The following is an 18,708-nucleotide window of genomic DNA, read 5'->3' as shown; positions in this document are numbered from 1 at the left end:
GCGGCACTGTGTAGAACGCTTAGCCATCATGGACTCTCAATCAAGGAGGCAGTCATGGCCGATATCGATGCGCGCCTGCGCGAGGACGTTCACCTGTTGGGCGAGTTGCTGGGGCAGACCATCCGCGCCCAGTACGGCCAAGGCTTTCTCGACAAGATCGAACTCATCCGCACCGGCGCCAAGGCCGCACGGCGCGGCTCGGCGGAAGGCGCCCGGCAATTGACGGCGACCCTCGACGCACTGGGCGAGGACGAACTGCTGCCGGTGGCGCGGGCCTTCAACCAGTTCCTCAACCTGGCCAACATCGCCGAGCAATACCACCGCATCCGCCGGCGCACGCCCAAGGAGCCGGAGCCCTTCGAGAATCGCGTGCTGGGTGAGCTGCTGGGACGCCTGCGCAAGTCCGGCCTCGGCGCCGAAGGCCTCGCGCGGCAGGTGGCGGAACTGGAGATCGAGCTGGTGCTGACCGCGCACCCTACCGAAGTGGCGCGGCGCACGTTGATTCAGAAGTACGATGCCATGTCCGCACAGTTGGCCGCCGGCGATCACAGCGACCTGCTGCCCGAAGAGCGCGAAGCGGTGCGCGAACGCCTGCAGCGGCTGGTCGCCGAGGCCTGGCATACCGAGGAAATCCGCCGCACCCGGCCGACGCCGGTGGATGAAGCCAAATGGGGCTTCGCGGTCATTGAACACTCGTTGTGGCAGGCGCTGCCGGCCTTCCTCCGGCACGTCGACGCCACCCTGCAACAGACGCTGGGCGAACGTTTGCCACTCTCCGCCGCGCCGATCCGCTTCGCTTCCTGGATGGGCGGCGACCGCGACGGCAATCCCAATGTCACCGCGGCGGTCACCCGCGAAGTCCTGCTGCTGGCGCGCTGGATGGCCGCCGACCTGTACCTGCGGGATGTCGACAGCCTGGCCTCGGACCTGTCCATGCAGCAGGCCAGCGACGAACTGCGCGCTGAGGTGGGGACGGTTGCCGAACCCTACCGCGCGCTGCTCAAGCAACTGCGCGAACGCCTGCGTGCCACCCGCGCCTGGGCCGAGCGGGCCATCCACAGCGGCGAGGCGCCGTGCGCGGAGGTGCTGCAGGACAATCGCGAACTGCTCGATCCGCTGCAGCTCTGCTACCGCTCGCTGCAGGACTGCGGCATGGGCGTGATCGCCGAGGGCACGCTGCTCGACACCCTGCGCCGCGCCGCCACCTTCGGCCTGTTCCTGGTGCGCCTGGACGTGCGCCAGGATTCCACGCGCCACGCCTGGGCGATGAGCGAAATCACCGAATACCTGGGGTTGGGCGACTACGCCGAGTGGGACGAGACCGTGCGCCAGGAGTTTCTCCTGGAAGAGCTGGCCAGCCGCCGTCCGCTGCTGCCGGCGAACTACCTGGCATCGCCTGAGACCGCCGAAGTCCTGGCCACCTGCCGGGTGGTGGCCGAGGCCCCGGCGGCATCGCTGGGTTCCTACGTGATCTCGATGGCCGGGCAGCCGTCCGACGTGCTCGCCGTGCAATTGCTGCTCAAGGAGTGCGGGCTGCAACGGCCGATGCGCGTGGTGCCGCTGTTCGAGACACTGGAAGACCTGGACAACGCCGGTCCCTGCATCGACCGCCTGCTCAGCCTGGACAGCTACCGCACCGGCCTGGCCGGTCCGCAGGAGGTGATGATCGGCTACTCCGACTCGGCCAAGGACGCCGGCACCCTGGCCGCCGCCTGGGCGCAGTACCGCGCCCAGGAGACGCTGGTGGAGATATGCCGCAACCACGATGTCGAGCTGTTGCTGTTCCACGGCCGTGGCGGCACCGTCGGCCGTGGCGGCGGCCCGGCCCACGCGGCGATCCTCTCGCAGCCGCCCGGTTCGGTGGCCGGGCGTTTCCGCACCACCGAGCAGGGCGAGATGATCCGCTTCAAGTTCGGCCTGCCGGGCATCGCCGAGCAGAACCTCAACCTTTACCTTGCCGCCGTGCTGGAGGCCACGCTGCAGCCGCCGCCGGTGCCGGAACCGGCCTGGCGCGAGGAGATGGACCGGCTCGCCGCCGACGGCCTGGCGGCCTACCGCGCGGTGGTGCGGGAGAACATGCAGTTCGTCGACTACTTCCGCGAGGCCACCCCGGAGCAGGAGCTCGGCCGCCTGCCACTGGGCAGCCGCCCGGCCAAGCGCCGTGAGGGCGGGGTGGAAAGCCTGCGGGCGATTCCCTGGATCTTCGCCTGGACCCAGACGCGCCTGATGTTGCCGGCCTGGCTGGGCTGGGAAAACGCGCTGCTCAACGCCATCGAACGTGGCGAAGGCGCGCTGCTGGGGCGCATGCGCAAGGAGTGGCCGTTCTTCACCACCCGCATCGATATGCTGGAGATGGTGCTGGCCAAGGCCGACCGGGAAATCGCCCAGCTCTACGACGAACGACTGGTGCAATCGGAACTGCGACCATTAGGGGTGCATTTACGCGACCTATTGTCGCAGTCGGTGCGCGTGGTACTGGGACTGACCGGGCAGTCCCAGTTGCTCGGCAACGCCGCCGAAACCCGCGAGTCGATCAGCGTGCGCAACACCTACCTGGACCCGTTGCACCTGCTCCAGGCGGAGCTCCTCGCTCGCTCCCGGCGCTGTACTGGCGACGCCTGCGGCGGTCTGGAGCAGGCCATGCTGGTTACGGTGGCGGGCATCGCCGCGGGTCTGCGCAACACCGGTTGAGGCACTGCCACCCCCCCACCAATGGTGGATTGCGCAAGGGCAGAATGACGGTAATTTGATCGCTCGCCGGGGGTGTTTCGTCTGCCCCCGGCTGGCTTGTGCGGTCGCCAGGGGCGGCTTGTGTGGTGGGGGGCCGCTGTGTATCGTGAGCAACCTTTCGGCGCGCATCTGCGCCATTCAAAGCATGATGAGATTGGCCCCACGAGGCGGATCCGTGATTTCGCTTAACAAGTATTAAAGGAGCATATCGATGCGTGTGATTCTGCTCGGGGCGCCCGGTGCCGGCAAAGGTACCCAGGCTCGCTTCATCACTGAGAAGTTCGGCATTCCGCAGATCTCCACCGGCGACATGCTGCGCGCGGCGGTCAAGGCGGGCACCGAACTGGGCCTGAAGGCCAAGAGCGTGATGGACGCCGGCGGCCTGGTCTCCGATGACCTGATCATCAACCTGGTGAAAGAGCGCATCGCCCAGCCCGACTGCATCAACGGGTTCCTGTTCGACGGTTTCCCGCGCACCATTCCCCAGGCCGAGGCCATGAAGGAAGCCGGCGTCACCATCGACCACGTGGTCGAGATCGCCGTGGACGACGAGGAAATCGTCGGCCGCATGGCGGGCCGCCGTGTGCACGCCGCCTCGGGCCGCGTCTACCACATCCAGCACAATCCGCCGAAGGTGGAAGGCAAGGATGACGTGACCGGCGAAGACCTGCTGCAGCGCGAAGACGACAAGGAAGAAACCGTGCGTCACCGCCTGTCGGTCTACCACTCGCAGACCAAGCCGCTGGTCGACTTCTACCAGAAGCTGGCCGCTGTCGAAGGTACTCCGAAATACACCTGCGTCGAAGGTGTCGGCTCGGTGGAGCAGATCACCGCCAAGGTGCTCACTGCCCTCAGCTGATTGCCCCGCGCAATGCCAAAGGCCCGCACAATGCGGGCCTTTGGTGTTTATAATGCGCGCCCTTTTTCATCGCCCTGCTTTTATCGTTTAAGGAAAGCACCATGCCCACGCTGTTGGCCCTGGATACCTCGACCGAAGCCTGTTCCGTCGCGCTGCTGCATGACGGCCGCCGGTTTGTTCGCCATGAGGTGATCCCGCGTCTGCACGCCCAGCGCCTGCTGCCGATGGTGCGGGATATCCTCGGCGAAGCCGGTATCGAGCTGTCCGCCGTGGAGGCCATCGCCTTCGGCCGTGGCCCCGGCGCCTTCACCGGCGTGCGCATCGCCATCGGCGTGGTCCAGGGCCTGGCCTTCGCCCTGCAGAAGCCGGTGCTGCCGATTTCCGATCTGGCGGTGCTGGCCCAGCGTGCCTACCGCGAGCACGGCGCCAGCCAGGTAGCGGCGGCCATCGATGCGCGCATGGACGAGGTCTACTGGGGCTGCTACCGCCTGGAGCAGGGCGAGATGCGCCTGGCCGGGGTGGAAGCGGTGCTGCCGCCGGAGCGCGTGGCGCTGCCGGGCGATGCCCAGGGCGAGTGGTTCGGCTCCGGCACCGGCTGGGGCTTCGAGGAGCGCCTGGCGGTGACGGTCGCGGCCCACGATGCCAGTCTGCTGCCGCACTCCGAAGACCTGCTGACCCTGGCCGAATTCGCCTGGGCGCGGGGTGATGCGGTTGACGCAGAGCAGGCCCAGCCGGTTTATCTGCGCGACAACGTGGCGACCCCCAAGAAGGCCTGAGCCATGCCAATTGCCAAGGCATGGGGCGCTCGTTAGAGTGATCGGCATCCCCTCCGAGTTTCCAGCCAATGCGTATCGACGGCTTCATCTCCACATCCCAGGCGCCTGAGCGTACTGCCCGCACGGGCACTGCGGTCACGCCGTATCGGGAGGTGCAGCGTGATGTCGAGAGCCGCCGCGAGCAGCCAGCGCCGACCTCGGCCAGCCAGGGCTTCGAACAGGAACCGCAGGCGCGCCGCGTCGAAGCCGGAAGCGCCAGCAGCTACGGCATGCCGGTCACCCTGCGCGACAATCTCGAGTACCAGCGCCCGCTGAGCTCCCGCGCCGCCCAGGCGCTCGCCAGCTACGCCAGCACCGCCAGCATGGCCGGCCCGTACGAGGGCCAGGAAGTCCTGGGTCTCGACCTTTACGCCTGATGTCGTTGCCGTATTTCCTCGGTTGCCCTTCGTGGAACGAACCAGCCTGGCGCGGCACCTTCTATCCCGCCGATCTGCGCGCCGCCGAAACCCTTGGCTTCTATTCCCAGGTGTTCAACGCGGTGGAAGGCAACACCACCTTCTATGCCCGGCCCAATGTCGAAACCCTGAAACGCTGGGCGCAGACCATGCCGGGGAACTTCCATTTCTGCGCCAAGCTGCCCCGTGACATCAGCCACGAAGGCGACCTGCGCGGGCAGTTGGAAAACACCCAGGACTTTCTCGACCTGCTGGCGCCCCTGGGCGAACGGGTGATGCCGTTGTGGCTGCAGGTGTCCGCGAGCTTCGGCCCCGATCGTCTCGGCGAACTGGCGGCCTGGCTGGATGCCTTCGCCGAACGTCGGATCGCGGTGGAGGTACGGCATCCGGCGTTCTTCGCCAAGGGCGAGGAGGAGCGGGCGTTGAACCGGTTGCTGCTGGAACGTGGCGTCGAGCGCATCTGCCTGGACGCCCGCGCACTCTTCGCCTGCCGCTCCGACGACCCGGCCGTGCTGCATGCGCAATCGAAGAAGCCGAAGGTGCCGGTGCGCCCGGCGGCCTTCAGCGACAGCCCGCAGGTGCGTTTCATCGGCGGGCCCGACCTGGAGGCCAACGCCGCCTTCCTCACGCCGTGGATCGCCAAGGTGGCGGAGTGGATCGAGCAGGGCCTGACGCCCCACGTTTTCCTGCACACCCCGGACAACCACCGCGCCGCCGAACAGGCGCGATGCTTCCACGCCCTGCTGCGCGAGCGCCTGCCGGGGCTACCGGCGCTGCTCGAGCCGAAGCCGGAAGTGGAACAGCTCGGCCTGCTCTGAGCCACTGTTCCCGATGGCGCCTTGCGGGGGAGGGGGCTAACCTGCTCCTTCCTTTTCCGATCGCCAAGGAGACCGCCATGACTACCCAGCAACAGCGCGGCGAAGCGTTCCGGGCGCTGCACCAGCGCGACGGCCTGTTCATTCTGCCCAACCCCTGGGACGCCGGCTCGGCGAAGATGCTCGCCCACCTGGGCTTCGAAGCGCTCGCCAGCACCAGTGCGGGCCTGGCGTTCTCCCTCGGCCGGCGTGATGCCGAAGGTACGGTGAGCCGCGAGGAAGCGCTGGCCAATGCCCGGGCGATCATCGAGGCGACGCCGTTGCCCGTCGCCGCCGATCTGGAAAACGGTTACGGCGACGAACCGGAGGACTGCGCCGAGACCATCCGCCTCGCCGCCGCCTGCGGGCTGGTCGGCGGCTCCATCGAGGATGCCAGCGGACGCCCGGATACCCCGATCTATCCGCTGGAACTGGCCGTGGAACGGGTCCGCGCCGCCGTGCGGGCCGCCCGTGCCCTGCCGTTCCACTTCACCCTGGCGGCGCGGGCGGAAAACCTGCTGCACGGCCGCAACGATCTGGACGACACCATCCGTCGCCTGGTGGCCTTCGCCGAGGCGGGGGCCGACGTGCTCTATGCGCCGGGGCTGAAGACCCGAGCGGAAATCGCCGCGGTGGTCAGTGCGGTGGCGCCGCGTCCGGTGAATGTGCTGGTCGGTTCGCCCGCGCTGGAACTCAACCTCGCCGAGCTGGCCGGGCTGGGCGTGAAGCGCGTCAGCGTCGGCTCCAGCCTGGCGCGGGTGGCCTATGGTGCGTTCTTCCACGCCGCAGAGGCACTGGCGGGCAGCGGCGACCTGCAGCCAATGGGCGAGGCGATCCCGTTTGAGCGGATCAATCAGTTGTTCCGGGGCTGAGGGCTCGCCGGGTCCGTTGAGCGGCGCGCTGCGCTAGAATCGCGGTTTTTTCCAGGACCGCCCCGCCATGACCGAGACCCTCACTCCGCCGCGCATCGTCGTCCAGGCGCTGGCGCCTGCCTGGCAGGCCGCCGCCGAGCAGTGGGCGCAGCGGCTCGGGTTGCCGATGGGCGAGGGGGAGGCGGACTTCGCCCTGCAACTGGGCGAGCACGGTCTGCAATTGTTGCAACTGGGACCGGATTCGCCCGGCCCGGTGCGGGTGGATTTCCTCGAAGGCGCCACCGCCCATCGCCGGCAGTTCGGCGGCGGCAGCGGACAGATGATCGCCAAGGCGGTCGGCATCCAGCCGGGCGTGCGTCCCCACGTGCTGGACGCCACCGCTGGCCTGGGCCGCGATGCCTTCGTGCTGGCGACCCTGGGTTGCGAGATGCACCTGACCGAGCGCCAGCCGATCATCGCCGCGCTATTGGAGGACGGCCTGGCCCGCGCGGCGGGTGATTTCGAGGTGGGTGCCATCGTCGCGCGCATGCGCCTGCTGCAGGGCAACGCCATCGAACGCATGGCCGCCTGGGAAGGGGAGGCACCGCAGGTGGTCTACCTCGACCCGATGTTCCCGCACCGCGACAAGAGCGCGTTGGTGAAGAAGGAAATGCGCCTGTTCCGCCCGTTGGTGGGCGACGACCTGGACGCCCCGGCGCTGCTGGAAGCGGCCCTGAAACTGGCCAGCCACCGGGTGGTGGTCAAGCGCCCGCGCAAGGCGCCGATCATCGAGGGGCAAAAGCCGAGCTACAGCCTCGAGGGCAAGTCCAGCCGCTACGACATCTATCCGCTGAAGAGCCTGAAGGGCTGATACGTCCGTTTTCGTAGGGGCGGACTCTGGCCGCGATCCGGTCCCGCTGCGAGGATGATCGCGGACGAAGTCCTGCCGATTGGATCCGGAGCGGCTCTTGTAGGAGCGAGCGTGCTCGCGAACCCGCCCAGCGTCGGAGCGACCGGGAGATCCGTTCGCGAGCAAGCTCGCTCCTACAGAGGGTGCTCTGTCATGGCCGGAAGGCCTTGAGGAACAGCGCCACCACTTCCTGCACGTGTGCTTCGGCTTCTGCTTCCGTGGGCGGCGTTTCGCAGCCGATCAGCAGGCGGAAGTGCACGCAGCCCTGCACCAGCATCAGGAAATGCTCGGCGGCCCGGCGAGGGCTGTCCATCTGCAGGCTGCCCTGCTCGCGCGCCTGCGCCAGCAGACGCTCCATCTGCTCCAGCACGCGCTGCGGGCCGGCCTCGAAGAAGAGTTGCGACAAGTGCGGGTTCCCCGCGCCCTGGGCCACCATCAGCCGGCTCAGGGAAATCGCCTCGGGGCTGTTGATCAACTGATTGAAGCCGCGCGCCAGGTTCAGCAGCAGGCTTTCCAGCGGCGCGTCGGTCGGCGGCTCGGCGAAGAGTTCAGGCATGCGTTCGGCGCACTTGGCCTGCACCGCTTCGACGAACAGCGTTTCCTTGTCGGTGAAGTGGCTGTAGACGGTGAGCTTCGACACGCCAGCCTCGGCGGCGATGGCTTCCATGCTGCTGCCGTCGTAGCCGAAGCGAATGAACAGATCCTTCGCCGCTTCGAGGATGGCCTTGCGTTTGGCGGGGTCCTTGGGGCGACCCGGCCCGTTGGAGGGAGTAGATGGTGACATGATTTTACATTTCAAATACTGGACTGGTGGGTTCTGTATTTTTACTATACCGGGGAGTATAAGAATTCAACCGCGTTTTGCGAAAGGTCACACATCATGTTCCGCCATGCTCTGTCTGTCGCGCTTCCTGCTGTCCTTTCCCTGTCCCTGACCGCCTGCGGTAACGGTGAACCGCCCAAGCCGGCGGCGCGTCCGGCGATGGTGGTGCAGCCGCTGCCGGCCCGGGATGTTACCGAAGCCTACCCCGGCGAGGTACATGCCCGTCATGAGCCTGAACTGGCCTTTCGTATTGGCGGAAAAGTCAGCAAGCGCCTGGTGGAAACCGGCGAGCGCGTGAAGAAGGACCAGCCGCTGGCGGAGCTGGACCCCGAGGACGTACGCCTGCAACTGGAAGCGACCCGCGCCCAGGTGGCGGCCGCCGAGGCCAACCTGCAGACCGTCCGCTCCGAATACTCCCGCTACAAGACGCTGCTCGAACGCCAACTGGTCAGCCAGTCGCAGTTCGACAACATCGAGAACACCTACCGCGCCGGCGCGGCGCGGGTGAAACAGATCCGCGCCGAGTACGACGTGGCCCGCAACCAGGCGGGCTATGCGGTGCTGCGTGCGCCCCAGGACGGCGTGATCGCCACCCGTCGGGTGGAAGTGGGGCAGGTGGTCGCCGCCGGGCAGACCGTCTTCACCCTCGCCGCCGACGGCGACCGCGAAGTGCTGATCAGCTTCCCCGAACATGCTATCGACCGCTTCCGCGTCGGCGAGGCGGTGAGCGTCGAACTCTGGTCGCAGCGCGACAAGCGCTTCAGCGGCAAGATTCGCGAGCTGTCGCCGGCGGCCGATCCGCAGTCGCGCACCTTCGCTGCGCGAGTCGCGTTCGATGACGCCAAGGTGCCCGCCGAGCTGGGTCAGAGTGCGCGGGTCTACATCCATGCCGAAGGTTCTGTGCCGCTGGCGGTGCCGCTGGCCGCGCTGACCGCCGAGGGCGGCCAGCCGTTCGTCTGGGTGGTCGATCCGAAGAGTTCCACCCTGCATCGCCGCCCGGTGCGCATCGGTCCTTACGCCGAGGATCGCGTGCCGGTGCTCGAAGGGCTGAGCAGCGACGACTGGGTGGTGGCGGCGGGCGTTCAGGTATTGCGTGAAGGTCAGGAGGTGCGGCCGGTCGATCGGGAGAACCGTTCGATCAAGCTGGTGGCGAAGGAGTAACGCCCGATGCAATTCAACCTTTCCGCCTGGGCGCTGCAGAACCGCCAGATCGTCCTGTTCCTCATGTTGCTGCTGGGCATTGTCGGTACGCTGTCGTACACCAAGCTGGGGCAGAGCGAGGACCCGCCGTTCACCTTCAAGGCGATGGTGGTGAAGACCAACTGGCCGGGCGCGACTGCCGAGGAGGTGTCGCGCCAGGTCACCGAGCGCATCGAGAAGAAGCTGATGGAAACCGGCGACTTCGACCGCATCATCTCCTTCTCCCGACCCGGTGAATCCCAGGTGACCTTCGTCGCCCGCGAGGACTTCCGCTCCCGCGACGTTCCCGAACTCTGGTACCAGATCCGCAAGAAGGTCAGCGATATCCGCTACACCCTGCCGCAGGGCATCCAGGGGCCGTTCTTCAATGACGAATTCGGCACCACCTTCGGCAACATCTACGCGCTGTCCGGCAAGGGCTTCGACTACGCGGTGCTCAAGGACTACGCCGACCGCCTGCAACTGCAGCTGCAGCGCATCAAGGACGTCGGCAAGGTCGAACTGATCGGCCTGCAGGACGAGAAAATCTGGATCGACCTGTCCAACACCAAGCTCGCCACCCTCGGCCTGCCGCTGGCGGCGGTGCAGAAGGCGCTGGAAGAGCAGAACGCGGTGACCGCCACCGGCTTCTTCGAGACCGCGACCGACCGCGTGCAGCTGCGCGTCTCCGGTCGCTTCGACTCGGTGGAGGACATCCGCTCCTTCCCGATCCGCGTCGGCGATCGCACCTTCCGCATCGGCGACGTCGCCGAGGTGCACCGTGGCTTCAACGACCCGCCCGCGCCGCGCATGCGCTTCATGGGCGAGGACGCCATCGGCATCGCCGTGGCCATGAAGGACGGCGGCGACATCCTGGTACTGGGCAAGAAGCTCGACGCCGAGTTCGAGCGCCTGCAGCAGACCCTGCCGGCCGGCATGGAGCTGCGCAAGGTGTCCGACCAGCCGGCAGCGGTGCGCGAAGGCGTGGGCGAGTTCGTCCGCGTGCTGGCCGAGGCGCTGATCATCGTGCTGCTGGTGAGCTTCTTCTCCCTCGGCCTGCGCACCGGCCTGGTGGTGGCGTTGTCGATCCCGCTGGTGCTGGCGATGACCTTCGCCTGCATGTACTACTTCGGCATCGGCCTGCACAAGATATCCCTCGGCGCGCTGGTGCTGGCGCTGGGGCTGCTGGTGGACGACGCGATCATCGCCGTGGAGATGATGGCGGTGAAGATGGAGCAGGGCTACGACCGGCTCAAGGCCGCGAGTTACGCCTGGACCAGCACGGCCTTCCCGATGCTCACCGGCACCCTGGTCACCGCCGCCGGCTTCCTGCCCATCGCCACCGCGCAGTCGGGCACCGGCGAATACACCCGCTCGCTGTTCCAGGTGGTGACCATCGCGTTGCTGGTGTCGTGGATCGCCGCCGTGGTGTTCGTGCCCTACCTGGGCGAGAAGCTGCTGCCGGACCTGGCCAAGCGCTACGCCGAGAAGCACGGCGGCAGCGACAAGGGCCATGATCCCTATTCGACGCCGTTCTACCAGCGCTTCCGGCGCCTGGTGGAATGGTGCGTGCGTTACCGCAAGACGGTGATCCTGCTGACCGTGGCAGCCTTCATCGGCTCGATCATGCTGTTCCGCCTGGTGCCGCAGCAGTTCTTCCCGCCGTCGGCGCGACTGGAGCTGCTGGTCGACCTGAAGCTGGCCGAGGGCGATTCGCTGGCCGCCACCACCGAGCAGGTCAACCGCCTGGAGAAGATGCTCGCCGAGCATCCGGGCATCGATAACTACGTGGCCTACGTCGGTACCGGTTCGCCGCGCTTCTACCTGCCGCTGGACCAGCAACTGCCGGCGGCGAGCTTCGCCCAGTTCGTGGTCCTGGCCAAAAGCCTGGAGTCCCGTGAAGAGATTCGCCAGTGGCTGATCAAGCACATGAACGAAGACTTCCCGACCCTGCGCACGCGCATCAGCCGTCTGGAGAACGGCCCGCCGGTGGGCTATCCGGTGCAGTTCCGCGTCTCCGGTGAGCACATCCCGGAAGTCCGTGCGCTGGCGCGCAAGGTCGCCGACAAGATGCGCGAGAACCCCCACGTGGTGAACGTGCACCTGGACTGGGAAGAACCGAGCAAGGCGGTGTTCCTCGACATCGACCAGGAGCGCGCCCGCGCCCTCGGGGTGAGCACGGCGGACATCTCGCAGTTCCTGCAGAGCTCGCTGACCGGTTCCACCGTGAGCTTCTACCGCGAGGACAACGAGCTGATCGAAATCCTCCTGCGCGGCGACGATCGCGAGCGGCATGACCTGTCGCAACTGCCCAGCCTGTCGATGCAGACCAGCAGCGGCCGCAGTGTGGCGCTGTCGCAGGTGGCGACCCTGGAATACGGCTTCGAGGAAGGCATCATCTGGCGGCGCAACCGCCTGCCTACCGTGACCGTGCGAGCCGACATCTACGACGACTCGCTGCCGGCGACGCTGGTGAAGCAGATTTCGCCGACCCTGGATCCGATCCGCGCCGAGCTGCCGGACGGCTACCTGCTGGACGTCGGCGGCACCGTGGAGGATTCGGCCAAGGGGCAGAACTCGGTGAACGCCGGTATTCCGTTGTTCATCGTGGTGGTGCTCAGCCTGCTGATGCTGCAGTTGCGCAGTTTCTCGCGGATGATCATGGTGTTCCTCACCGCGCCCCTGGGGCTGATCGGCGTGACGCTGTTCCTGCTGATCTTCCAGAAGCCCTTCGGCTTCGTAGCGATGCTTGGCACCATCGCCCTGGCCGGGATGATCATGCGCAACTCGGTGATCCTGGTGGACCAGATCGAACAGGACCGCGCCCACGGCCTGGACACCTGGCACGCGATCATCGAGGCCACGGTGCGGCGCTTCCGCCCCATCGTGCTGACCGCCCTGGCGGCGGTGCTGGCGATGATCCCGCTGTCGCGCAGCGTGTTCTTCGGCCCGATGGCGGTGGCGATCATGGGCGGCCTGATCGTCGCTACGGTGCTGACCCTGCTGTTCCTGCCGGCGCTCTATGCGGCGTGGTTCAGGGTGAAGAAGGACGCCTGAGGAACTCCGGGTTGCGTCTGTGGAGGCCTGTGCCCGGGCATTCCCCTCATCCCGGAAGGTTGGGGCGAGGGGGACGCACGGGCAGGGGTTACCCTGGAAGAAGACAGTTGCTCCTGCAGTTGGCGCCCATCCAGGGCCGTGGGTTGCCTGGTAGGCGTGCGAAGAGCCGCTTTGTGCGAGCCAATGAAAAACGGCCCCGAAGGGCCGTTTTTCATTGCAGCGCGGGACGTCAGCCGCCGAGGTACGCGTCGCGCACCTTGGGGTTCACCAGCAGATTGGCGCCGGTATCCTGCATGACGATGCGGCCGTTCTCCAGCACATAGCCACGGTCGGCGAGCTTGAGCGCCTGGTTGGCGTTCTGCTCGACGAGGAAGACGGTCACGCCTTCCTGGCGCAGCTGTTCGACGATGTCGAAGATCTGCTGGATGATGATCGGCGCAAGGCCCAGGGACGGCTCGTCGAGCAGCAGCAGCTTGGGCTTGCTCATCAGCGCACGGCCGATGGCGAGCATCTGCTGTTCACCGCCGGACATGGTGCCGCCGCGTTGGCTGAAGCGTTCCTTCAGGCGCGGGAATAGAGCCAGGACCTTGTCCATCTGCTCCTGGTAGTCGCCCTTGCTGGTGAAGAAACCGCCCATCGCCAGGTTCTCCTCCACGGTCAGGCGGGCAAACACGCGGCGGCCTTCCGGCACGACGGCGATGCTCTTGCGCATGATCACGGAGGACTCCTTGCCGACCAGTTCCTCGCCCAGGTACGTGATGCTGCCCGAGGCCGCGCGTGGCGAGCCGCAGAGGGTCATCAGCAGGGTCGACTTGCCGGCCCCGTTGGCGCCGATCAGGGTGACGATCTCACCCTGCTGGACTTCCATGCTGACCTCGTGCAGCGCCTGGATCTTGCCGTAGAAGGTGGAAACCTTGTCGAACTTCAGCATGACTCAGGCCTCCCCCAGATAGGCTTTGATCACATCCGGGTTGCCGCGGATTTCTTCCGGGGTGCCGTCGGCCAGGGGGGTGCCCTGGTTGATCACGTAGATATGGTCGGAAATGCTCATCACCAGCTTCATGTCGTGCTCGATCAGCAGCACGGTGACGCCGTGTTCGGCGCGTAGCATGGCGATCAGCGCCTTGAGGTCCTCGGTTTCCCGCGGGTTCAGGCCGGCTGCCGGTTCGTCCAGCATCAACAGCTGCGGACGGGTCATCATGCAGCGGGCGATCTCCAGGCGGCGCTGCTGGCCGTAGGCGAGGGTGCCCGCCGGGCGGTTGGCGATGTCCTTGAGGTTGACGATCTCCAGCCAGTGCGCGGCGTAGTCCAGCGCCTCCGCCTCGCTGCGGCGGAAGGACGGCAGCTTCAGCAGGCCGGCAAGGAAGTTGGTGTTGAGGTGGCGGTGCTGGGCGACCAGCAGGTTCTCCACCGCGGTCATTTCCTTGAACAGGCGAACGTTCTGGAACGTCCGCACCACACCCTTGTGGGCGATCTTGTGGCCGGGCAGGTCCTGCACGGCCTCGCCACGCAGGAGGATTTCACCGCCGGTGGGCTGGTAGAAGCCGGTCAGGCAGTTGAACACGGTGGTCTTGCCGGCGCCGTTGGGGCCGATCATCGAGACCACCTGCTTCTCTTTCACGTCCAGGGCCACACCGTTGACGGCCAGCAGGCCGCCGAAGCGCATGGTCAGGCCTTTTACATCGAGAATGGTCTGGCTCATTTACGCAACTCCAGGTGCGGGCGCTGCATGGGCAGCAACCCCTGCGGACGCCAGATCATCATCAGCACCATGATGGCGCCGAACATCAGCATGCGGTACTCGCTGAACTCGCGCATGAGCTCCGGCAGCAGGATCATCACCACGGCAGCCAGGATCACGCCCAGTTGCGAACCCAGGCCACCCAGCACGACGATGGCGAGGATGGTCGCCGACTCGATGAAGGTGAAGGACTCCGGCGTTACCAGGCCCTGGCGCGCGGCGAAGAAGCTGCCGGCGAAACCGGCGAAGCAGGCGCCGAGGGTGAAGGCGGAGAGCTTGATGATCGTCGGGTTCAGGCCCAGGGCGCGGCAGGCGATCTCGTCTTCACGCAAGGCTTCCCAGGCGCGGCCCAGGGGCATGCGCAGCAGGCGGTTGATCACGAACAGCACCAGCAGCACCAGCAGCAGCGCGACCAGGTAGAGGAACACGACCTTGTAGTTCGAGTTGTAGGCGATGCCGAAGAACTCGTGGAAGGTCTGCATGCCCTCGGGGGCGCGGCGCTCGAGGGAGAGGCCGAACAGGGTCGGCTTGTCGATGCTGCTGATGCCGTTGGGGCCGCCGGTCAGCCAGGTCAGGTTGCGCAGCAGGATGCGGATGATCTCGCCGAAGCCCAGGGTCACGATGGCCAGGTAGTCACCGCGCAATCTCAACACCGGGAAGCCGAGGATGAAGCCGAAGAAGGCCGCCATCAGGCCGGCGATCGGCAGGCACACCCAGAAGCCCAGTCCGTAGTAGTGCGAGAGCAGCGCGTAGCTGTAGGCGCCCACGGCGTAGAAGCCGACGTAGCCCAGGTCGAGCAGGCCCGCCAGGCCCACCACGATGTTCAGGCCAAGGCCCAGCAGCACGTAGATCAGGATCAGCGTGGCGATGTCCACCGCGCCGCGCGAGCCGAAGAACGGCCAGGCGAGAGCGAGGATGATCAGGCCGAAGATGATCTTGCGCTGCACCGAGGAGTGGGTCAGGCGTTCGGCGAGCTTGGTGTGCGGTGTGGACAGGAACTGGCGGGTACTGGTCACGAAATGGAATTTGTCGCGCACCAGTTGCCAGACGAACATGCCCGCCGCGCACGCGGCGATGGTCCACAGGGTGGTCGGGCTGGCGCCCTCCAGCTGCAGGCCGATGCCGATGACGCTGAGCTTGATGCCGAGCACCGGGTAGGCGACGGCCATGACCAGCAGGGCACTGAAGAATGCAATCTTGAGTCTCTGGCTCATACTTTTTCCACCTCCGGGCGGCCGAGGATGCCGGTGGGGCGGAAGAGCAGGACGAGCACCAGCAGGGTGAACGCCACCACGTCCTTGTACTGGTCGCCGAACACGTCGGCGCCGAAGGCTTCGGCAACGCCGAGCACCAGCCCGCCGAGCATGGCGCCGGGGATGCTGCCGATGCCGCCCAGCACCGCGGCGGTGAACGCCTTGATGCCGGCCAGGAAGCCGATGTGCGGGTTGATCACGCCGTACTGCAGACCCAGCAGCACCGCGGCCACGGCGGCCAGGGTGGCGCCGATGACGAAGGTCAGGGCGATGATGTTGTTGGTGTTGATGCCCAGCAGGTTGGCCATCTTCAGGTCCTCGGCGCAGGCGCGGCAGGCGCGCCCGAGACGGGATCGGGAGATGAACATGGACAGGCCGTACATGGCCAGCAGGGTGACGATGAAGATCAGCACCTGCATGTACGAGATGGTCACGCCGGTCATTTCGTCGGCGCCGATCACGAAGTTGCCCGGCAGCAGGTTGGGGATGGCCTTGTCCTTGGAGTCCTGGGCGAGCAGGACTTCGTTCTGCAGGAAGATCGACATGCCGATCGCTGAGATCAGCGGAATCAGTCGGTTGCTTCCGCGCAGCGGGCGGTAGGCGATTCGTTCGATACCGTAGCCGTAGGCACTGGTGACGATGATGCTGGCGGCGAAGGTGCAGATGATGACGACAGGTAGACTTACGATACCCATCATCGCCAGCCCCGTGATCACGATGAAGGCTACGTACGAGCCAATCATGTACACCTCGCCGTGGGCGAAGTTGATCATGCCGATGATGCCGTAGACCATGGTGTAGCCGATGGCGATCAGGGCATAGGTGCTGCCGACGGTGAGGCCGTTGATCAGCTGTTGCAGGTAGTGATAGAGCTCAGGCATTACCTAACTCCTCGGGCGTCGCGTGAAGCGGCGCTTGTGGCGCGACGGACCCCCGGAATACTCGGATAAACAAAGCCCACTGCGTGGGCAGTGGGCTTTGTGTGGAGGCAAGTGGCTTACTTGGCTTCGGTCTTGGTGCCGTCCTTGTGCCACTGGTAGACCACGAAGTTGAAGTTCTTCAGGTCGCCCTTCTCGTCGAAGCCCAGGTCACCGGTCGGAGTGGAGAAGGTGTTGGCGCGCAGGGCCGCTGCCACCTTGTCGGTATCCTCGCTGCCGGCTTTCTTGATGCCTTCGGCGATGACCTGTACCGCGGCGTAGGCCGGGAACACGAACGGACCGCTCGGGTCTTCGTTCTTGGCCTTGAAGGCGTCAACCAGGGCCTTGTTCTTCGGATCCTGGTCGAAGGACTTCGGCAGGGTCACGTAGAGGCCTTCGGAAGCCGGGCCGGCGATGGCGGAGATTTCCTTGTTGCCGACGCCTTCCGGACCCATGAAGCCGACCTTCAGGCCCTTCTCGCTGGCCTGGCGCAGGAGCAGGCCCAGTTCCGGGTGGTAGCCGCCGTAGTAGACGAAGTCCACCTTGGCTTGCTTGAGCTTGGCGATCATCGCGGAGAAGTCCTTGTCGCCGGCGTTGATGCCTTCGAACAGGGCCACCTTGATGCCGGCGTCCTCCAGGGTCTTCTTCACGGCAGTGGCGATGCCTTCGCCGTACTGCTGCTTGTCGTGGATCACGGCCACGGTCTTGGGCTTGATGTGCTCGGCGATGAACTTGCCGGCGGTCGGGCCCTGCAGGCTGTCCAGACCGATGGTACGGAAGATCAGCTTGTAACCGCGGGAGGTGATGTCCGGGCTGGTGGACGCCGGGGTGATCATGATCACGCCTTCGTCTTCGTAGATGTCGGAAGCCGGCTGAGTGGAGCTGGAGCAGAGGTGGCCAACGACGAACTTGACGCCATCGTTGACGATCTTGTTGGCAACGGCCACGGCCTGTTTCGGATCGCACGCGTCGTCGTAGACCACGCCTTCGAGTTGCTTGCCGTCTACGCCGCCGGCCTTGTTGATCTGCTCAATGGCCATCTTCGCGCCAATGAATTGCATCTCCCCGTACTGGGCGACGGCGCCGGTCACCGGGCCGGCCAGAGCGATCTTGATGGTGTCGGCGGCCATGGAGTAGCTGGCAACGCCGGCCAGAGCCAAGGCGGTGAACAGCTGGGAAAGACGCTGAGTACCCTTTTTCATAGTGCTCCACTCTTCTTGTGTTTTCGTTTTTGTAGTTCTGGTAGCCGAAGGCTGCCGAACCGGGATTGCCCCGGACAGGCCCACCGGCAACTGTACCGGTACAGTGTAGAGTGCCGCTTTACCGCTTGAAAAGCAGGAGGCGGCGGGCTGGCCGAGTGTATGTCGCAACATTGACACAAACGTACAGAAAAACGGCGCCTACCCGGTGTCTCCCCGAGGGTTTCCGTCAGCCGGAAAGCACCGCCCGGACCTTGCCTGGCGCGGCCTCGGCGCTATCATGGCGCCGATCGTTTACCAGGTGAGATCCATGACTGAACAAGCTAGCACCCTCTATGCCAAGTTGCTTGGCGAAACCGCGAAGATTTCCTGGCAGGAGCTCGCGCCCTTCTTCGCGCGTGGCAAACTGCTCAAGGTCGGGGCTGGCGCCGATCTGGTGGAGGTCGCGGTGGGCGTGGCCGAGGACGACAAGGCGAAGGTTGCCGCCTGGCTTGCGAGCGGCGAGTTGAGCAAGGTCGACGAGCCTCAGGCGGAGGATTTCCTTGCCCGTGATCCGGAGCTCTGGGCCGTGGTGATCGCGCCCTGGGTGCTGGTCCAGGAAAGAGTTCGAAAAGACGTCCTGCACTGACTCAGGATGATTTCCAATTCATCAAGGCGCGCTAGACTGTCGGGATTCCATCGAAGGAGATTCGCCATGTTCGAACCGGGCCATCTGCACCTCCAGGCCATGCCGGGGCTGGACCAGCAGGAAATTGACGCTCACATCCACTACGAAGTTCGCAAGGATGCGGCGAAGGGCATCTACGTGCACTTCACCATGAAAGGCGAAATCGACCGCAATGCCTTCAGCGAAGAGTGGGACATGCCCAAGGAGCAGGCCTTCAACTTCGCCAGCGATGCGACCCGTATCGCGCAGAAGCACGGCCTGCATCCGCGCTTTGGCGCCGTGGTGCGCAATCACAAGGAATACGACGCGATGTTCGAGGACATCCGTCAGAAACTCGGCACGCACTATGGCGACCCAGTGGACCTCAATGACGTGATTCGACACGGCGAAGAGGATTGATACTCCTTGGAATCCATAAAGCCCGGCCATGCGCCGGG

The 18,708-nt window shown here is 65.8% G+C and carries 17 protein-coding genes; 11 read left to right on the top strand and 6 right to left on the bottom strand.

The features are described from left to right. Nucleotides 1–54 precede the first annotated feature (54 nt). The 7 genes from ppc to H681_RS18440 all read left to right on the top strand — a co-directional run bounded on the left by ppc (nucleotide 55) and on the right by H681_RS18440 (nucleotide 7,396). Nucleotides 55–2,691 carry a phosphoenolpyruvate carboxylase gene (gene ppc / locus H681_RS18470; protein WP_015478400.1) on the top strand — a complete coding sequence of 879 codons (2,637 nt, stop codon included), beginning with the start codon at nucleotides 55–57 and terminating at the stop codon, nucleotides 2,689–2,691. Between the two features lie 250 nt (nucleotides 2,692–2,941). Continuing rightward, on the top strand, nucleotides 2,942–3,589 hold the full coding sequence (gene adk / locus H681_RS18465) for an adenylate kinase (RefSeq protein WP_015478399.1): 648 nt from the start codon (nucleotides 2,942–2,944) through the stop codon (nucleotides 3,587–3,589). 101 nt (nucleotides 3,590–3,690) lie between these two features. Then, nucleotides 3,691–4,365, top strand: coding sequence for a tRNA (adenosine(37)-N6)-threonylcarbamoyltransferase complex dimerization subunit type 1 TsaB (gene tsaB, locus H681_RS18460; protein ID WP_015478398.1), 675 nt, complete (start codon nucleotides 3,691–3,693; stop codon nucleotides 4,363–4,365). A gap of 68 nt (nucleotides 4,366–4,433) precedes the next feature. Beyond that, the gene (locus H681_RS18455; protein ID WP_015478397.1) at nucleotides 4,434–4,781 is read left to right on the top strand and encodes a hypothetical protein; all 348 of its coding nucleotides are present in this window, start codon (nucleotides 4,434–4,436) and stop codon (nucleotides 4,779–4,781) included. Then, a complete protein-coding gene (locus H681_RS18450; protein WP_086009571.1) occupies nucleotides 4,778–5,638 on the top strand; it encodes a DUF72 domain-containing protein in 861 nt (286 codons plus the stop codon). Before H681_RS18455 ends, H681_RS18450 begins: the two co-directional genes overlap by 4 nt. A gap of 77 nt (nucleotides 5,639–5,715) precedes the next feature. Continuing rightward, nucleotides 5,716–6,546, top strand: a complete 831-nt coding sequence (locus tag H681_RS18445; protein WP_015478395.1) for an isocitrate lyase/PEP mutase family protein — start codon at nucleotides 5,716–5,718, stop codon at nucleotides 6,544–6,546. A 67-nt stretch (nucleotides 6,547–6,613) separates the two neighbouring features. Continuing rightward, nucleotides 6,614–7,396 carry a class I SAM-dependent methyltransferase gene (locus tag H681_RS18440; RefSeq protein WP_015478394.1) on the top strand — a complete coding sequence of 261 codons (783 nt, stop codon included), beginning with the start codon at nucleotides 6,614–6,616 and terminating at the stop codon, nucleotides 7,394–7,396. A 190-nt stretch (nucleotides 7,397–7,586) separates the two neighbouring features. On the opposite strand, the gene H681_RS18435 is transcribed toward H681_RS18440, so the two are convergent. Then, nucleotides 7,587–8,219, bottom strand: coding sequence for a TetR/AcrR family transcriptional regulator (locus tag H681_RS18435; protein ID WP_015478393.1), 633 nt, complete (start codon nucleotides 8,217–8,219; stop codon nucleotides 7,587–7,589). A gap of 96 nt (nucleotides 8,220–8,315) precedes the next feature. Between H681_RS18435 and H681_RS18430 the strand changes: the two genes are divergently transcribed. Further along, nucleotides 8,316–9,419 (top strand): efflux RND transporter periplasmic adaptor subunit, encoded by a 1,104-nt coding sequence (locus H681_RS18430; RefSeq protein WP_015478392.1) that lies wholly within the window; start codon nucleotides 8,316–8,318, stop codon nucleotides 9,417–9,419. A gap of 6 nt (nucleotides 9,420–9,425) precedes the next feature. Further along, nucleotides 9,426–12,494: an efflux RND transporter permease subunit gene (locus H681_RS18425; protein ID WP_015478391.1), complete on the top strand. Its 3,069-nt coding sequence runs from the start codon at nucleotides 9,426–9,428 to the stop codon at nucleotides 12,492–12,494. Between the two features lie 229 nt (nucleotides 12,495–12,723). Here H681_RS18425 and H681_RS18420 read toward each other — a convergent pair whose 3' ends face one another. The 5 genes from H681_RS18420 to H681_RS18400 form a co-directional block, all read right to left on the bottom strand. Continuing rightward, on the bottom strand, nucleotides 12,724–13,425 hold the full coding sequence (locus tag H681_RS18420) for an ATP-binding cassette domain-containing protein (RefSeq protein ID WP_015478390.1): 702 nt from the start codon (nucleotides 13,423–13,425) through the stop codon (nucleotides 12,724–12,726). 3 nt (nucleotides 13,426–13,428) lie between these two features. Then, nucleotides 13,429–14,196 carry a high-affinity branched-chain amino acid ABC transporter ATP-binding protein LivG gene (livG, locus tag H681_RS18415; RefSeq protein ID WP_015478389.1) on the bottom strand — a complete coding sequence of 256 codons (768 nt, stop codon included), beginning with the start codon at nucleotides 14,194–14,196 and terminating at the stop codon, nucleotides 13,429–13,431. After that, nucleotides 14,193–15,449 carry a high-affinity branched-chain amino acid ABC transporter permease LivM gene (locus H681_RS18410; RefSeq protein WP_015478388.1) on the bottom strand — a complete coding sequence of 419 codons (1,257 nt, stop codon included), beginning with the start codon at nucleotides 15,447–15,449 and terminating at the stop codon, nucleotides 14,193–14,195. Before H681_RS18410 ends, livG begins: the two co-directional genes overlap by 4 nt. Beyond that, nucleotides 15,446–16,369 (bottom strand): high-affinity branched-chain amino acid ABC transporter permease LivH, encoded by a 924-nt coding sequence (gene livH, locus H681_RS18405; protein ID WP_015478387.1) that lies wholly within the window; start codon nucleotides 16,367–16,369, stop codon nucleotides 15,446–15,448. Before livH ends, H681_RS18410 begins: the two co-directional genes overlap by 4 nt. Before the next feature lie 116 nt (nucleotides 16,370–16,485). Beyond that, nucleotides 16,486–17,607 carry a branched-chain amino acid ABC transporter substrate-binding protein gene (locus tag H681_RS18400; protein WP_015478386.1) on the bottom strand — a complete coding sequence of 374 codons (1,122 nt, stop codon included), beginning with the start codon at nucleotides 17,605–17,607 and terminating at the stop codon, nucleotides 16,486–16,488. 307 nt (nucleotides 17,608–17,914) lie between these two features. On the opposite strand from H681_RS18400, the gene H681_RS18395 reads away from it, so the two are divergent. Continuing rightward, nucleotides 17,915–18,232: a DUF2288 domain-containing protein gene (locus H681_RS18395; protein ID WP_015478385.1), complete on the top strand. Its 318-nt coding sequence runs from the start codon at nucleotides 17,915–17,917 to the stop codon at nucleotides 18,230–18,232. 66 nt (nucleotides 18,233–18,298) lie between these two features. Further along, nucleotides 18,299–18,670, top strand: coding sequence for a DUF5064 family protein (locus H681_RS18390; protein ID WP_015478384.1), 372 nt, complete (start codon nucleotides 18,299–18,301; stop codon nucleotides 18,668–18,670). Nucleotides 18,671–18,708 lie beyond the last annotated feature (38 nt).

The organism is Pseudomonas sp. ATCC 13867, from assembly GCF_000349845.1.
GTDB lineage: Bacteria > Pseudomonadota > Gammaproteobacteria > Pseudomonadales > Pseudomonadaceae > Pseudomonas.
The sequence above is the reverse complement of the archived record's forward strand: the minus strand, read 5'-3'. Positions and strand labels throughout refer to the sequence as shown.

Coding starts and splice junctions, on each gene's coding strand:
- H681_RS18425 (WP_015478391.1), top strand. CDS start 9,426: ATGCAATTCAACCTTTCCGCCTGGGCGCTGCAGAACCGCCAGATCGTC.
- H681_RS18455 (WP_015478397.1), top strand. CDS start 4,434: ATGCGTATCGACGGCTTCATCTCCACATCCCAGGCGCCTGAGCGTACT.
- H681_RS18400 (WP_015478386.1), bottom strand. CDS start 17,607: ATGAAAAAGGGTACTCAGCGTCTTTCCCAGCTGTTCACCGCCTTGGCT.
- H681_RS18390 (WP_015478384.1), top strand. CDS start 18,299: ATGTTCGAACCGGGCCATCTGCACCTCCAGGCCATGCCGGGGCTGGAC.
- livG (WP_015478389.1), bottom strand. CDS start 14,196: ATGAGCCAGACCATTCTCGATGTAAAAGGCCTGACCATGCGCTTCGGC.
- H681_RS18410 (WP_015478388.1), bottom strand. CDS start 15,449: ATGAGCCAGAGACTCAAGATTGCATTCTTCAGTGCCCTGCTGGTCATG.
- ppc (WP_015478400.1), top strand. CDS start 55: ATGGCCGATATCGATGCGCGCCTGCGCGAGGACGTTCACCTGTTGGGC.
- adk (WP_015478399.1), top strand. CDS start 2,942: ATGCGTGTGATTCTGCTCGGGGCGCCCGGTGCCGGCAAAGGTACCCAG.
- H681_RS18435 (WP_015478393.1), bottom strand. CDS start 8,219: ATGTCACCATCTACTCCCTCCAACGGGCCGGGTCGCCCCAAGGACCCC.
- H681_RS18445 (WP_015478395.1), top strand. CDS start 5,716: ATGACTACCCAGCAACAGCGCGGCGAAGCGTTCCGGGCGCTGCACCAG.
- H681_RS18420 (WP_015478390.1), bottom strand. CDS start 13,425: ATGCTGAAGTTCGACAAGGTTTCCACCTTCTACGGCAAGATCCAGGCG.
- H681_RS18430 (WP_015478392.1), top strand. CDS start 8,316: ATGTTCCGCCATGCTCTGTCTGTCGCGCTTCCTGCTGTCCTTTCCCTG.
- H681_RS18395 (WP_015478385.1), top strand. CDS start 17,915: ATGACTGAACAAGCTAGCACCCTCTATGCCAAGTTGCTTGGCGAAACC.
- livH (WP_015478387.1), bottom strand. CDS start 16,369: ATGCCTGAGCTCTATCACTACCTGCAACAGCTGATCAACGGCCTCACC.
- tsaB (WP_015478398.1), top strand. CDS start 3,691: ATGCCCACGCTGTTGGCCCTGGATACCTCGACCGAAGCCTGTTCCGTC.
- H681_RS18440 (WP_015478394.1), top strand. CDS start 6,614: ATGACCGAGACCCTCACTCCGCCGCGCATCGTCGTCCAGGCGCTGGCG.